The organism is Stenotrophomonas sp. NPDC077421, from assembly GCF_049545505.1.
GTDB classification, from domain to species: domain Bacteria; phylum Pseudomonadota; class Gammaproteobacteria; order Xanthomonadales; family Xanthomonadaceae; genus Stenotrophomonas; species Stenotrophomonas nematodicola.
Genome location: NZ_JBMWDP010000010.1, coordinates 82176 through 96570 on the forward strand (window position 1 = coordinate 82176; position 14395 = coordinate 96570).

16 protein-coding genes are annotated in these 14395 nt (G+C 68.3%); 6 read left to right on the forward strand and 10 right to left on the reverse strand.

The window, feature by feature from the left end:
• Nucleotides 1-95 precede the first annotated feature (95 nt).
• Nucleotides 96-2270, forward strand: a complete 2175-nt coding sequence (locus ACPEH1_RS07665) for a TonB-dependent siderophore receptor (RefSeq protein WP_166472726.1) — start codon at nucleotides 96-98, stop codon at nucleotides 2268-2270.
• Here the strand turns inward: ACPEH1_RS07665 and ACPEH1_RS07670 are convergent.
• From ACPEH1_RS07670 to ACPEH1_RS07685, 4 genes are all read right to left on the reverse strand, one after another.
• On the reverse strand, nucleotides 2222-3553 hold the full coding sequence (locus ACPEH1_RS07670; protein WP_243746322.1) for an MFS transporter: 1332 nt from the start codon (nucleotides 3551-3553) through the stop codon (nucleotides 2222-2224). The two genes, ACPEH1_RS07665 and ACPEH1_RS07670, sit on opposite strands and share 49 nt — an antisense overlap.
• A 100-nt stretch (nucleotides 3554-3653) precedes the next feature.
• Nucleotides 3654-4304: a class I SAM-dependent methyltransferase gene (locus ACPEH1_RS07675; RefSeq protein ID WP_423715569.1), complete on the reverse strand. Its 651-nt coding sequence runs from the start codon at nucleotides 4302-4304 to the stop codon at nucleotides 3654-3656.
• Between the two features lie 151 nt (nucleotides 4305-4455).
• Entirely contained in the window at nucleotides 4456-5217 is a 762-nt protein-coding gene (locus ACPEH1_RS07680; protein ID WP_166472724.1) for a DUF72 domain-containing protein, read from the reverse strand.
• A gap of 12 nt (nucleotides 5218-5229) precedes the next feature.
• Nucleotides 5230-5664, reverse strand: a complete 435-nt coding sequence (locus ACPEH1_RS07685) for a pyridoxamine 5'-phosphate oxidase family protein (protein ID WP_423715570.1) — start codon at nucleotides 5662-5664, stop codon at nucleotides 5230-5232.
• A gap of 226 nt (nucleotides 5665-5890) precedes the next feature.
• Between ACPEH1_RS07685 and ACPEH1_RS07690 the strand changes: the two genes are divergently transcribed.
• Nucleotides 5891-6214 carry an ArsR/SmtB family transcription factor gene (locus tag ACPEH1_RS07690; RefSeq protein WP_017355763.1) on the forward strand — a complete coding sequence of 108 codons (324 nt, stop codon included), beginning with the start codon at nucleotides 5891-5893 and terminating at the stop codon, nucleotides 6212-6214.
• A 10-nt stretch (nucleotides 6215-6224) separates the two neighbouring features.
• Entirely contained in the window at nucleotides 6225-7553 is a 1329-nt protein-coding gene (locus tag ACPEH1_RS07695; protein WP_423715571.1) for a DUF2867 domain-containing protein, read from the forward strand.
• 4 nt (nucleotides 7554-7557) lie between these two features.
• Here the strand turns inward: ACPEH1_RS07695 and ACPEH1_RS07700 are convergent, their stop codons facing one another.
• From ACPEH1_RS07700 to ACPEH1_RS07720, 5 genes are all read right to left on the reverse strand, one after another.
• Entirely contained in the window at nucleotides 7558-7914 is a 357-nt protein-coding gene (locus ACPEH1_RS07700; RefSeq protein ID WP_017355761.1) for a hypothetical protein, read from the reverse strand.
• 70 nt (nucleotides 7915-7984) lie between these two features.
• Complete coding sequence (locus ACPEH1_RS07705; protein ID WP_208020034.1) at nucleotides 7985-9175, reverse strand: metallophosphoesterase; 1191 nt, start codon at nucleotides 9173-9175, stop codon at nucleotides 7985-7987.
• Between the two features lie 72 nt (nucleotides 9176-9247).
• Nucleotides 9248-9715 (reverse strand): DUF1801 domain-containing protein, encoded by a 468-nt coding sequence (locus ACPEH1_RS07710; protein WP_423715572.1) that lies wholly within the window; start codon nucleotides 9713-9715, stop codon nucleotides 9248-9250.
• Between the two features lie 48 nt (nucleotides 9716-9763).
• Entirely contained in the window at nucleotides 9764-10201 is a 438-nt protein-coding gene (locus ACPEH1_RS07715; RefSeq protein WP_313241957.1) for a DUF1801 domain-containing protein, read from the reverse strand.
• A 67-nt stretch (nucleotides 10202-10268) separates the two neighbouring features.
• Nucleotides 10269-10775 carry a GNAT family N-acetyltransferase gene (locus ACPEH1_RS07720; protein ID WP_423715573.1) on the reverse strand — a complete coding sequence of 169 codons (507 nt, stop codon included), beginning with the start codon at nucleotides 10773-10775 and terminating at the stop codon, nucleotides 10269-10271.
• 120 nt (nucleotides 10776-10895) lie between these two features.
• Here ACPEH1_RS07720 and ACPEH1_RS07725 point away from each other — a divergent pair, with 120 nt between their 5' ends.
• From ACPEH1_RS07725 to ACPEH1_RS07735, 3 genes are all read left to right on the forward strand, one after another.
• The gene (locus tag ACPEH1_RS07725) at nucleotides 10896-11465 is read left to right on the forward strand and encodes a TetR/AcrR family transcriptional regulator (RefSeq protein WP_153164508.1); all 570 of its coding nucleotides are present in this window, start codon (nucleotides 10896-10898) and stop codon (nucleotides 11463-11465) included.
• 54 nt (nucleotides 11466-11519) lie between these two features.
• Nucleotides 11520-12635, forward strand: coding sequence for an MBL fold metallo-hydrolase (locus tag ACPEH1_RS07730; protein ID WP_017355755.1), 1116 nt, complete (start codon nucleotides 11520-11522; stop codon nucleotides 12633-12635).
• Nucleotides 12636-12718: 83 nt separating this feature from the next.
• Nucleotides 12719-13444: a hypothetical protein gene (locus tag ACPEH1_RS07735; protein WP_287256207.1), complete on the forward strand. Its 726-nt coding sequence runs from the start codon at nucleotides 12719-12721 to the stop codon at nucleotides 13442-13444.
• Nucleotides 13445-13658: 214 nt separating this feature from the next.
• On the opposite strand, the gene ACPEH1_RS07740 is transcribed toward ACPEH1_RS07735, so the two are convergent.
• Nucleotides 13659-14210, reverse strand: a complete 552-nt coding sequence (locus ACPEH1_RS07740) for a single-stranded DNA-binding protein (RefSeq protein ID WP_136006121.1) — start codon at nucleotides 14208-14210, stop codon at nucleotides 13659-13661.
• Between the last annotated feature and the right edge of the window lie 185 nt (nucleotides 14211-14395).

A 14395-nucleotide genomic window follows, 5' to 3' on the forward strand; every position in this document is an offset into this window, starting at 1 on the left:
TTGCCCGCGCCGCCTTCAGAAGGACCTGTCGCCTGGCGCTGTCGCGTCGGGCCGCTGTGCTGCCCCCTCTCCCGAGACCGATTCGAGACCCCTGCATGTCTTTCCGTGACCGTCCGCTCCGCTCCCCCCGCCGTGCGCCGCTGGGCCTGGCCCTGCTCTCCGTGCTGTCACTGACCCCGTCGCTGGCGCTGGCCGATGCCGCCACCGATGCAGCCGGCACCACCGACGCCAGGACCCTGGACAAGGTCCGCGTAGTCGCCGCCCAGGCCACGCCGTCGAGCAGTACGCGCCTGCCCATCACGCTGCAGGAGACCCCGCAGTCGACCAGCGTGATCGGCCTGGAACGCCTGCAGAGCGAATCGCTGTACAGCATCAACGACGTGATGCGCAACGTCACCGGCGTCAACGTGTCCTTCTACGATACCCAGCGCCCGCTCTACTACGCGCGTGGCTTCACCATCACCGACTTCCAGGTGGATGGCCTGCCCACCTACAGCGGGTCCACCAACCAGGAATATGACACCGCGTTCTACGACCGCATCGAGGTGATCCGCGGCGCCAACGGCCTGCTCAGCGGTGCCGGTATTCCCTCGGCCACGGTCAACCTGCTGCGCAAGCGCCCCGGTCGCGAGTTCGATGCGTCCTTCGCGATCAGCGCCGGCAGCTGGGATTTCCGCCGCATGGAAGCGGACGTCAACGCGCCGCTGACCGCCGATGGCCGTTTCCGCAGCCGCGTGGTCGCCGCCTACCAGGACCGCGACTACTACTACGACCGCTACACCGAAGACAAAATGTCCGGGATGGCGGTGCTGGAAGGCGACCTCACCGACAGCACCACCGTCACCGTGGGCTACCAGCGCCAGGACAACAACCCGGTCGGCTCGACCTGGGGTACCGTGCCGTTCTTCAACAGCGATGGCAGCTTTGCGCACCTCCCGCGCGAAACCAACATGGCCCCGAAGTGGACACGCTGGCAGCGCGAGACCAGCACCGCGTTCGCCAATCTGGAGCAGACATTCGGTGAGAACTGGATGCTGAGGGTCAATGCGGCTCACACCGAAGGCAATGTGCAGAACGTGCGCGTGTACGGCAGCGGCTATCCCGATCCCACCACGGGCAGCGGCGTGACCCTGATGGCCGGTGCCGGTGACGCCGAGGACACCCGCAACGGCGTGGACGTGTTTCTGTCGGGCAGTTTCGCGCTGTTCGGCCGCGAGCACGATGTGGTGGTGGGTGGCAGCTGGTCGGACCTGGAATCGACCACCTGGACGCTCACCCCGGTCAACACCTGGCGCTACGACATCCCGAACCTGTACACCTGGGACGGCGACATCCCCGAGCTGACCGCCAGCCGCACCGGCGCCCGCCGCGTCCAACGCACCACGCAGAGCGGCGTGTACGCCTCCACCCGCCTGCGTCTGGCCGATCCGCTGTCGCTGATCGCCGGCGCGCGCCTGAGCCGCTGGGAAACCCTGACCCGCGCCTACAACACGCGCGGTGCGTATACCGCCACCAGCGGCCAGTACAAGGTCACCGACGAGGTCACGCCGTATGTGGGCCTGGTGTACGAGATCCTGCCGGCGCTGTCGGTCTATGCCAGCTACACCGAGATCTTCAACCCGCAGAATTTCAAGGACAGGAATGAGAACCTGCTCGCGCCGGTGCAGGGCTCCAACCTGGAAGCGGGCATCAAGTCGCAGTGGTTCGATGGCCGCCTGACCGCCAACGCGGCGATCTTCGAGGCCAAGCAGGACAACTACGCGGTGCGCGACATGACCCAGCCGGACGGGTCGCTGAGCGATGGCAGCTCGGCGTACGTGGGCGTGAACGGCACGAAGTCACGTGGCTGGGAAGTGGACGTCAACGGCCAGATTCTGCCGGGCTGGACAGTCAATGCCGGCTACACGCACGTCAAGGTGACCCGTGCGGCGACCGACCTGATCTACGCCAACCTGCCCGAAGACTTCCTGCAGCTCAACACCACCGTGCAGCTGTCCGGCGCGCTGGAGCGGCTGAGCCTGGGCGGCGGGTTCTCATGGCAGAGCAGGGTCCGCGGCTACAACATCCCCTACCCGCTGGGTGGCACCGTCACCGTCAACCAGCCGGCGTACATGCTGGTGAACCTCAACGCCAACTACCGCATCAGCGACAACTGGATGGCCACCCTCAGCGTGCGCAACGCGCTGGACAAGACCTACTGGGCCAACCTGGACTACAACAACTACGGTGAGCCGCGCTTCGTCTCGGCCAGCCTGCGCTGGAAGTTCTGAGGACGCGTCTCGCGCAGCGTCCACATCACCGGCAGGACCAGCACGGCCACCAGCGCGATCATCGCGCCCGGCGCAGCGGACCACCCGCTGTGCCGGACCAGCAGTTCGGCGACCAGCGGCGTGGCGCCGCCGAAGAACGCCGTCGCCATCGTCACGCCCAGCGCCAGCCCGCTGAGGCGGCCTTCGCCCGGGAACTGTTCAGCGGTCGCCGGGGCGGCGACCGCACTGACGCCTCCGGCCAGGCAGGCCAGCACCACGGCGGCAACAGCGATCTGCACGGTGCTGCCCGCGGCCATCACCGCGAACATGCCCAACGGCAGCAGCGCCGACAGCAGCGCCAGCGCGATCAGTACCGGGCGTCGACCGATCCGGTCCGACAGCGCGCCGGCCAGCGGCGTCACCCCGATCACGGCCACTGCCGCCACGGTGGACAACCACAACGCCGTCGACTCCCCGACCTTGCCCACCGAGCCGAGAAACGCCGGAACGTAGGTGATGCCCACGTAGTAGGTGATCGAACCGAGCGCGGAAATCGCGAAGGTGCGCGCCACCGCGCTGCGATGATGCCGCCAGGTGTCGCGGATGGGTGACACCGGCACGGTGCCAGCCGCCTGTTGCCGTTCGAACTCCGGCGATTCCTGCATCCGCGAGCGTGCCAGCAGGATCGCACCAGCGAGGGCAGCCCCGACAAAGAACGGAATGCGCCAGCCCCACGCATCCAGCTGCGCCGTGCTCAACAACGCAACGGTCAATGCCGACAGCCCCACCGCCAGCAGCGCGCCCACCTCACTGGCAGCCGACGCCAGCGAAGTGATCAACCCCCGCCGCCGCGGCGGCGCGGATTCCAGCAGGTAGGCGACCACGCCGGTGTACTCGCCACCGACCGAGAACGCCATCAGGCAGCGCAGCAGCAGCAACAGCACCCCGGCAGTGGTGCCCAGCGTGGCGAACGTGGGCAACAGCGCGGTGGCCAGCATGGCCACGGTCATCAGCAGCATCGAGGCCAGCATCATCACGCGCCGCCCGAAGCGGTCGCCGAGATGGCCAAAGCACAGCGCCCCCAGCGGGCGCATCAGATAGGACACGGCGAACCCGGCCAGGGTGGCCAGCAACGCATGCTCGCCGCCCCCGAAGAACACCCGCGACACCACCGTGGCCAGGTACAGGTACAGCGTGAAGTCGTACCACTCCACCACCGTGGACAGGCCGGCGATCAGCATCGAGCGCGAGCGTCCGGCAGGCGCTGCGGGCACGCCACTGATCATCGGTTCGGCATCACGCATGCGGTCGGGCTCCACGACAGGGACATGGCTGGCGAGCCTACGGCATCGGGCCTCCACGCCATGTCATCCCGGCTCAGACCACGGCGGTCACACTGCCAGCCTAGCGGGTGTAGCGCAGCAGACGGCCACGCCCCGGGGCATTGCCCTCGTCCTCGAACAGGCCGTACTCCTCGCTGACCGCATACCCCTGCAACGCCATCGCGCGCGAGAAGCCTCCGACATTGCCGCGCCCGGGGTCGGTGAGCAGCAGCTCGGCATCCGGTCGCGCATGGCGCTCCATCATCGCGGCGATCTGCACGCCGTGCCCGCGTTCGTACAGCACATCGCTGCCGATGATCAGGTCGAACCGGCCCAGTGTCGTATCCGGCAGTTCCCAGGGCAGATCGCGGTAGTGGATCGCCGGAAGATCGTTGAGGCCGGCGTTGTAGGCCAGGAACGACTCGGCCAACGGATGGTGGTCACTGGCCACCACATCGGCCCCGCGATGCGCCAGCACCAGACTGGACAGGCCCAGACCGCACCCCAGCTCGAGGATGCGCTTGCCGGCGATATCGACGCGGCTCATGGTCTCGGCCAGCACCCGCCCGGCTGGCCATATCTGGCCGAACAGGCTCCACAGCGAGGAGTGGATGCCGGCGCGCTGGGCGCGGCCGGTGGGGTCGGCAAACTGCTGCAGATCGCTGAGTGCGCGGATGCGGAAGTCGTGGCCTGCAACCGGAATGGTGAGAATGCGGGTGGTATAGCCCGGCATGTGCGCTCCGTAGGGGTACGGCGACGGCGGCCTCCACGCGGAAAGCGGCAGTCAGGAAGTGGAGCGAAGCGGGCGGTCGGGAACGGACCGCGCAGGACGCGCGTAACGGCGTGGGACCCGCGCATCGTACAGCAGCCGCGCCGCGTACCCTTCACCCCGCGCTGCCCATGCCGGCCAGCAGCACCTGCAGCCGTGCCGCATTGGGCACGGCGAAGCCCTGCGCGGTGTTGTCGAAGATGACCCACGCCGGTGCATGCGCAGGCAGATGGCGTTGCACCGCGGCGGCCAGCGCCGCGAGTGCGGCGTCGGGGTAGTCGCTGTAGTACATGCGGGGTGAGCCGTGCCAGCGCCAGTAGGCTGGCGTGGGCGCGCCACCGGGAACGGCCGACTGCGGATGCACGACCGGATCAACCGCCGCGCGTGCCACCCCATGTCGCTGCAGCAACGCATCGGCCCGCGGATCGAACCAACTGGCATGACGCGGCTCGCAGACCACCGGCGCACGCGTACGCCGGCGCAGCGCACGCAGGAAGGCCGATACGCGGCGCGCATCGAAGGTCAGTGACGGCGGCAGCTGCAGCAGCAACGCGCCCAGATGCGGCCCCAGACCGGCCACTTCACCCAGGAAGCGATCCAGCAACGGGCCTGCGCCGACCAGGCCCGCCTCATGCGACACCGCGCGGGGCATCTTCACCGAGAAGCGGAAGTGCGCCGGCACCGTGGCTGCCCAACGCTCGTACGTACGACGCTGATGGGCCCGGTAAAACGAGGAGTTGATCTCGACCACGCTGAACCGCGTGGCGTATCGCGCAAGCAGGCTGTCGCCCGCCCCGAACAGCGCGGCGTCACGGGTCGGGATGGACCAGCCGGCGCATCCGACCTGGACCGGCGGCGCCGGCGGTTGGCGGGACATCGCGGCCGGACCTCAGCGCAGGATCTCGCCCTCGTCTTCACCGTCCCAGTAATGGATGCGCGTGGCGGCGACATGGATGAGCAGCAGGCCGGGCGTATCCACGCCCTGGTCGAACCAGCGCTCCAGATCCTTCACCCAATGCTGCTGCATCGTCGCCCTGTCGCGCACCAGCGCCGCCCGGCCCTGCACCGCCACGAACAGCGGCGGCTTGCCGAGCAGTGACTTCTTCCCGGTGAAGCTCAGCGCCACCTTGGGGTTGCGCTGGATCTGACGCACCGCATCAGTGTCTTCCAGCGAGAAGAACCAGCTGTCGCCGTCGTAGTCGACGTCGCCGTTGTTGCTCATCGGACGGCCGGCGATGTCGCCGCTGTCGGTATGGGTCTGCAGCAGGGTGAAGTCGATGCCGGCCATCTTCTTGGCCAGGTCGTGCAGGGTCAGGGTGGTCATGGCGGTTCCACTCGGGAAGGGACGGACAGCGTCCGTGCCGGCCGGTGACCCCGCCGTGCACGGACGCTGCCTTGCCCTTCACATCACCGGGCCTGGTGGACCACCCGGTGCCAATGGCGCGTGAAGTGCGTCGCAGGGCAACGGCTGCAGGTGACCGAGTGGTGCCGACGGGCGCTTGACATCGGCGCGCGGGCAGAACACCATTAATTAACGAATTAGTTAACTGATGGTCATGGACCGCATCTTCGACGCCCTCGCCTCCACTGCCCGCCGCCAGATCCTCGCCTACCTCAATGGCGGCGAGCTGAGTGCCGGCGAACTGGGCGAACGCTTCGATTTCAGCAAGCCGGCCCTGTCCAGCCATCTGCGCATCCTCGAAGACGCCGGCCTGATCGAGCGCGAGAAGCGGGGCCAGTTCGTGTACTTCCGCCAGGTGCCTGACCGGCTGGCCAACACCCTGTTCGCCTGGGCCGCCGAAGTGTGCCCGGTCGGCGGGCCGCTGCAGCGCGAAAGCCGCGCCCGCGCGCGGCGCAGGACCCCCACCGGATAAGGAGCCCGGCATGCTGGACGTGACCCTTCCCAGTCGTTCGTTTCCCAGCATCCACCTGCCCTCCGTCGGCGACGGCAGCCCCGTCGAAGTCACCGTGATCACCCGGCTCGGCATCGGTGCCGGCGACCAGGCCGTGAACGATGCCGGCGCGCGACAGGCCGCCCATCCGCAGTTCGTCGACGCCCTGGACGAGCCCTCCGCCCGCCTCGGCGACATGCATCTGGCGCACGGCGATGCATCGTCGTTGTACTCCTTCGCGGTTGGACCGCAGGGGCACCCGTTCCACCGCCACGCCGGGCCACGCATGTTCACCGCCATTGCCGGCAGCGGCGGCGCACAGCTGCGCTTCTCGACCGTCACGGACGCACAGTTGGACCACGCGCCTGCGGCGTTCGTGCAGGCATTGCGCTGCGTGGACATTCCGCCGGACTGCCTGTTCACCGTGCGCTTCGGCGGCGGCACCTGGCACCAGTTCGTCAGCCGGCGACCGCCGCACCCGGCATTGTTCGCCCTGTCCTGCCATCCTGACGACCGCGCCGGCGCGCTGTCCGACGCGCAGCGCGCGCGCGTGGCCGATGGCAGCGCCGACCTTCCCACGCTGACCGATACCCTGCCGCCGGTCGTGCAGCGCCTGCTGGACGAACTCGACATGGACAGTGTGCCGCGCGTGACCCTGTCGATGCAGGCCCCGTCGCGCGGGCACGTGCGCCGCCCGGCAGCACCGATGCCGGTGACGCGCCATCCGGCGCCGCCGGCCGACTCCCTGCTACGGCACGCGTTTCCCGACGGCTGCCACCATCAGGATCATGCCTTCCTCACCCTGCCACCGCGCGCGTCCGGCACGCCCTCTGCACGCCGCCTGCTGGAGGCGGTGCTCGACGGGTTCGTGCGCAATCCGCCGGCGTCGGTGGGTCGCCTGATGGCCCTGCGCAATGTGCTGGTGGCACCGCTGCGGTTGCGCACCTCACCGCTCGGCTGCCCGGTGTCCTCACTGCTGTCGGAGGATCGACGCGAACTGTTCGCCGGCCGCTTCCCCGTGCTGGCCCAGGCGCTGGCAGCCGACGATCGCCGGGCCGAGGTCATGCTCGGTGCCGACGACCGCCATCTGCAGTTCCGCTCCTGCGTGAGCGTGCAGTACCTGGAGGACGGCAGCGCGCGGGTGTCGCTCGGCACACGGGTGCGTACCCTCAACCGGTTCGGCCGGATCTACATGCTGCTGATCGATCATGTGCACCGCCACTACATCGGCCCCACCCTGCTGCGAAGGGCGGTCGAACATGCGCTGGCACCAGCGTCGAGCGGGACCGCGCGGAACACCGCAGTGCAACCGTCGGTCTAGCGGCTCAGTCGCCCCCACCGCCACCGTCACAGCCACCCCCACCATCGCTGCCGCCACCGCTGTCGCCACTGTCACAGCCGCCACTCCAGCCCGTGCCAGCCGCATCGCTGCTGGTGTAGGAATACGGATAGGCACCATCCGCCGGGTCCTGCGTGGTGCTGCCACTGCTGCGCGAGGGCTGGCCCGGCGTGCGGTCCATGAAGGTGATCAGCACGCCGAGCAGCGCACCGAACACCGGCAGCAGCCAGACAATGGCCAGCATGCCCACGCGCCGGCGTGCAGACCCTTTCAGCCGGCGCCACGCGTACAGCGACACGACCAGATTGAATACCACCAGCCCGATGGCCACCTGACTCAGCATGCAGTGGATCTCCGCCACGCGGCACCTCGCCGCCGGGGTGGACTATAGCGCGCGTGCCGACCGCGCTGATCTACGGCTGCCGGGCGCTGCGCAGCGTGATCAGGGTGATCTCCGACGGCACGCCGATGCGGGCCGCGAAGCCCGGCCACAAGCCCGCACCGTTGCTGACATACAGCGTCATGCCGTCGACCGCGTAGCGGCCCGACACGAAGCCACCGTTGGCGCGCTTGACCAGCTGGTCCATGCCCACGATATGGCCGCCGTGCGTATGCCCGGACAACTGCAGCGCCACACCGCGGGCGGCATGGGCATGCGCTTGGCGCGGGCGATGATCGAGCAGGATCACTGGCGCCGCCGGATCGGCGCCCGCCAGCGCCGCGTCGAGGTCAGGCATCGGCAGGTCGTAGCGCGTGGCGACCGGGTCGGTCACGCCCGCCACGGTCAAAGTCGCCCCGTTGCGCCGGATCTGCGCATGGCTGTTCTCCAGTACCTGCATGCCCATGCCGCGGAAGGTGTGCATCCAGCCTGCGTAGTCGGCGTAGTACTCATGATTGCCGGTAATGGCGATCACGCCATCGCGTGCGTGCAGCTGGCCGAGCGGACGGATGTCATCGGCGCGCGCCGCGACGGTGCCATCGACCAGATCGCCGGTGATCACCACCAGGTCCGGCGCCACCGCGTTGCTGCGCGCCACCACCTCGGCCACCCAGTCCCCGGTGAGCAGGCGGCTGGCGTGGAGATCGGTCAACTGCAGCACGCGGTAGCCGTCGAACTGTGCCGGGAGACCGACAATGGCGACCTCGATCTGGCGCGTCTTCGGTACGGCGATGCCCTGCTGGATGCCGTAGGCCGACACCAGCAGTGCCACAGCGGCGGCGGCCGGACGCAGCCAGGGACGGCGCAGCGCGGCCACCGCCTGCGGACGCCGCAGGAGCCGGGCACCAAGCAGCAGGCCATCGAGCGCAAGCAGTGCGAGCGCGGACAGCAGCACTGCGATGAAGCCGGTGGCCAGCACGACGATGAGTGGGCCTGGAATCTCCGGGGATGCCATCGTCCCGGCGAAGGTTGCCACGATGCGATGGTGCAGCCCCATCGCCACCACCAGCAGCGCCAGCACACCGCGCGCCCCGCGTGGCACACGCAAGGGCCATACCAACCGCCAGACGACATACAACGACAGCACCAACGCAACCAAACTCAGCACAGGCAATTCCTGGAAAACCGTGGGGACAGGCGCACGGCCGCCGTCGGCGACGCGCATGCAGTCGGACATGGTGGCTGATCCGCCCGACCGGCTCCAGTGCGTTGCGCGCTGCCCTGCCCTCGCCGGGTGTCAGACCTTCCTGGCGACCTTCCGCGCCGGCCGCGCAGCCGCCTTCTTCGCCAGCGCGCGCATCTTTGACGCGTTCAACGCCACCGCCGCGCGGATCAGTGCTTTCAACGCCGTGGCGTTGAGCGTGTCGCCCTCATGCACATCGATGGCGCGGCGCGTGTTGCCGTCCAGGCTGGCATTGAACAGGCCGGCCGGATCCGGCAACGACGCGCCTTTGGCGAAGGTCATCTTCACCGCCGACGTGTAGGTTTCGCCGGTGCACAGGATGCCGTCGTGCTCCCACACCGGCACGCCCCGCCACTTCACGGTTTCCACGACCTGCGGATCGGCCGCGTGGATGATCGTGCGGATGCGGGCCAGCACCTCGCCGCGCCAGTCGTCGAGGGCGGCGATCTTCGCGTCGATCTGCCGGGCAGCGGAGGGGCCGGGGTCGGTGGCAGGCAGGGCGGGGGCGGTACGCGGGGTCATGGTCGGCTCCTGGCAAGCGGTCAACGGGGCAAGGGAACAAGGATGGCGTTACATGCGTTCGCCGGGCAGGCTGCTGGCCTGTTCCACCCAGCGCGTGAACTGCGCTTCATCCAGCGGTACATGTTCCTCGATGTGCAGGTAGCGCGTGTCCTGGCTGCGCGACGCCACCGGGGGCACCGGCTGCAGCGACAGGCCGCGGAAGAAGGCCACCTTGATGTAGCCGGTGAAGCAATGCAGGCTGAGGAACCAGCCGTCGCCCGGCTGGCCATACAGCGGCGAATTCCACTTCACTGCCTTGTGCACGCCGGGAACGGCGGCCACGATCAGCGTGTCCAGCCGCGCGCCAACGGCGCGTTTCCAACCAGGCATGGCCGCGATGTACGCCTGCACGGGCGCATCGCCGTCGCCTTTGGCGATCTGCGGATTGCCGCCGGACAGCAGGCGGGGTGCTTCAGATGCGGGGCGCGCAGGCGGTCTGGTCGACATGGCAGGTCTGTGCGGCGGGGTCCCTCCGCCTTATAGACCCGTGCGCGGCGCATGACAATGCACGCACTCAGCGCCGGTGTCGGTAGACCAGGTCCATGGGGTCCGCACGCGGCGCCGCATCATCGCGCACAGCGCCCATGCGCTGCGCGACCCGCGCGGAAGCCACATTGCCGGGACTCATGTAGCTGACCAGCGTGTCCAGCGCCAACGTCGTGTACGCCCAATCACGCAGCGCGGTGGCGGCTTCGGTGGCATAGCCCTGGCCCTCCTGCCCGGCATACAGCAGCCAGCCCAGCTCCTTCTCCGGGAACAGCGGACCGTGGTTGATGCCGACCTGGCCGATGCAGGCGCCGGTGTCGCGGTGCTCGATCATCAACGCGCCGTGGCCGAAAAAGTGCCAGTTCGCCAGGTCGTGGCAGAACAGGCCCCACGCGCCGCGTTGGTCATAGGGCCCGCCCACCCCGCCCGACCGCGCCGAGGCGAGAAACGCCGCGTAGGCCGGGAAGTCGTCCAGGGTCTGGGCACGCAGGCGCAGGCGCGGCGTCAGCAGGGTGATGATCGAAGCGGCGTCCATCCAACAGCGTTCCGTACGGGTCACCGCTCAGTATGAACGGCTCCGCAGCGCGGCGTAACGTGTGCTTGCTCGGGGCGGCAAAACACCGTTAAATGAGCACTCACTCACTTAATGATCCTCATGGCCCGTCCCCTCAGCGAAGCGAAACGAGACGCCATCCTGGCTGCCGCCGGTGCGCTGGTGGCGGCGCAGGGCGTGGGCGCGTCGACCGCGCAGATCGCGCGCGCGGCCAAGGTCGCCGAAGGCACGGTGTTCACCTATTTCGAGACCAAGGATGCGCTGCTCAACGCGCTGTTCGTGCGCCTGGAGATGCGCCTGGCAGCCGCCATCGGTGACGACTTCCCTGCCGATGCCGACGCCCACGACCAGTTGCAGCATGTCTGGAACGCGCTGGTTGCGTGGGGCGCGGCGCACCCGGTGGACCGCATGGCGCTACGCCAGCTCAAGGTCTCCGAGCGCATCAGCGCGCCGACGCGGGCCCACTGCGAAGGCCTGTTCGGCGGCATGCTGCAGTCGCTGGAAACCAATCTGGCCCGGCACATCGACGCCGACCGGCTGCCGTTCTACCTCGGCCGGGTGCTGGTCAGCCTGCTGGAAACCACGCTGGAAGCGATGGCCGCCCAGCCCGACCAGCGCCAGGCCCTGCAGCAGGCCGCGTTTGACCTGTTCTGGAAAGGCATCCAGCGCTGACCTGTTTTTTCACCATTTAAATGAGTGCCTACACACTCATATATCGAGACCCGCATGCGATTCCTGCCCGTCCTCGCCGTTGTGCTTGCCACCACCTCCCTCCTCATCTGGACCCTGCACGTGCCTATCGCCGCCCATGACCGCTCGCCGCAGATGACCGCCGGCCAGTTCACCAATCCCGCCCCGAAGCCAAAGGAAACCCTGGGCGGCACGCTCAAGCTGCTGTGGGAATTCCTGTTCGACCGCCCGGCCGGCACCACGCCGCCGCAGGCGCCTCCGGTGCGTGCGGTAAGCGCGCGGGAACTGGCCACGGCCCCCGACCACAGCCTGTACCGGCTCGGTCATTCGACGCTGCTGATCAAGCTGCGCGGTGGCTGGTGGCTGACCGACCCGGTGTTCTCAAGGCGCGCCTCGCCGGTGCAGTGGATGGGACCCAAGCGCTTCCATGCGCCGCCGATCGCGTTGAAGGACCTGCCACCGATCCGGGGCGTGGTGCTCTCGCACGATCACTACGACCACCTCGACCGCGCCACGATCAAGCATCTGGCCACCCGCGCGGACGTGTTCCTGACCCCGCTTGGCGTCGGCGACCGCCTGATCGCCTGGGGCGTTCCGCGCGAGCGCGTGCACCAGCTCGACTGGTGGGAGCAGATCGATATCGACGGCGTGCGTTTTGTCGCCACCCCGGCGCAGCACTTCTCCGGGCGCGGCCTCCGCGATGCCAACCGAACGCTGTGGGCGTCCTGGGTGATTCTGGACGCAGACCTGCGCGTGTTCTTCAGTGGTGACACCGGCTATTTCGACGGCTTCAAGCGCATCGGCGAACGCTACGGTCCCTTCGATGTCACCTTCATCGAAACCGGTGCCTACGATGCCAAGTGGCCGTTCGTGCACATGCAGCCCGAGCAGACCGTGCAGGCCCACCAGGACCTGCGCGGGCGTTGGCTGCTGCCGATCCACAACGGCACCTTCGACCTGGCGCTGCACCAATGGGACGAGCCGTTCGAGCGGGTCAGCACGCTGGCCGCCGAGCGGGCGATTCCGCTGGCCACCCCGGGCATGGGCGAACGCATGGATCTGGATGCGCCGCAGTCGTTCAGCCCGTGGTGGCGCACGGTCAAGGCCGCGCAGGATGCACGCCGCGACGTGCCGGTGGGATCACCGATGTAACCCCGTACAGCGGAACCGCAAGGGCGCCACGCTATCATCGACACCCCGCGCAGCAACGCACTGCCGCCCCCCCAGGACCCTCCATGCAGATCGACCTCCGCGCGATACCCACCGCGGGATGGGACGCCACCGGCGTCCCGGAGTTTCCCTGCTGCCCGGACCCGCAGCTGGGCAGTCTGGCCAAGGCCGGACGTGATGCAGCCGACATCGACGCGCTCATCGCGTTCCTGCAGGACAGTTTCACCAGCACGCTGTATGCGTTCGGCCACATCCTGCGCGCGCATCTGCCGCCCCGCGACCTGCGCCTGCAGGCGGCAGCCATCGGCACCCTGCACCAGGGCGGCACCGACGCCATCGTCCACCACGGCAACCTGATCGTCGACGGCGACCTGCAGCCGCCCTCGCTGCTGCTGGTCACCGGCAACCTCACCGTCAACGGCGTCCTGCGCGACACCGGCAATGTGGCGGTGCTCGGTGACCTGCACTGTCGACACGTGGGCTCGGAAGCCTGGTTCATCGTTGGCGGCGACTGCGTGGCCGAGGGCTTCGTCTACGGTGCCTGCAACGACACCGTGTTCGAAGTGCTGGGTACGCTGCGCGCCCGCGCGGTGGTGACCGACGACCATGCGATGTACGCCGAAGACGGCATGATCGTCACGCACGCGCCCACCTTGCCGGGGGTCAACTGGGAGGTGCAGGTGTTCGATCTGTGGGACCCGGTGCACCGCCAGGAGCTGCTTGCCGCCGTGGGAACCGATATCCATGCGGTGGTGCCGGTGAAGGCGTTCGAGGACGAGGACCTGGGGTGAGCGCGGTCACGGTGTGCTGGACTGCACAGCAGTCCTGCTTCCCAGCGTCCTGGCTTTCTGGAACCGACTTTCTGGTATCGCGAAACGCATCGAACACGAACGCCGCGCGCGCGGAGGCAAGTTCCGGACGCTGGCCTCATCCACGTCAACATGAAAAAACCCCGGATGGCACCAGGCCACCGGGGTTTGATTCATGCGCCAAGTCAATGAAGACTCAGAACGGAATATCGTCATCCGCGAAGTCGTCCATCGGCGGTGCCGACTGCTGCGGCTGCTGCTGCGGACGCTGCTGCTGGCCGTAACCACCGCCACCGCCGCGCTGACCGCCGCCACCACCACCACCGCCGTACTCCTGGCGCGGGGCCTGCTGGCGCTGCGGACGCTCGCCGCCGGCGTAGTTGCCACCGCCGCCACCGCCACCGCCGCCTTCACCACGGCCGCCCAGCATCTGCATTTCATCGGCGATGATGTCGGTGGAGTACTTCTCCACGCCGTCCTGGCCGGTGTACTTGTCGTAACGCAGGCTGCCTTCGACGTAGACCGAGCTGCCCTTGCGCAGGTATTCACCGGCGATTTCGCCGAGCTTTCCGAAGAACACCACGCGATGCCATTCGGTACGCTCCTGCTGGTTGCCGTCCTTGTCCTTGCGGACGCTGGTGGTCGCCAGGCTGATGCGGGTGATCGCCATGCCGCCTTGGGTGTACTTCACGTCCGGGTCGTTGCCGAGGTTGCCGACCAGGATGACTTTGTTGATGCCGCGCGCCATAGGGTTGCTCTTCCGTTGTCCGAGGGCAGACCGCAGTCATACCACAGCCCGGACGGGGTGCGGATGCGCGGGACCGCCCAAGGGAAATTTGGGGGGTGACAGAATGCCCCATCTTACCATTGCCACCACGCCCGACCCTGTGGGAATTCCGGTGGGAAGCGGCCAGAAACCTCCCAATGGCCTGT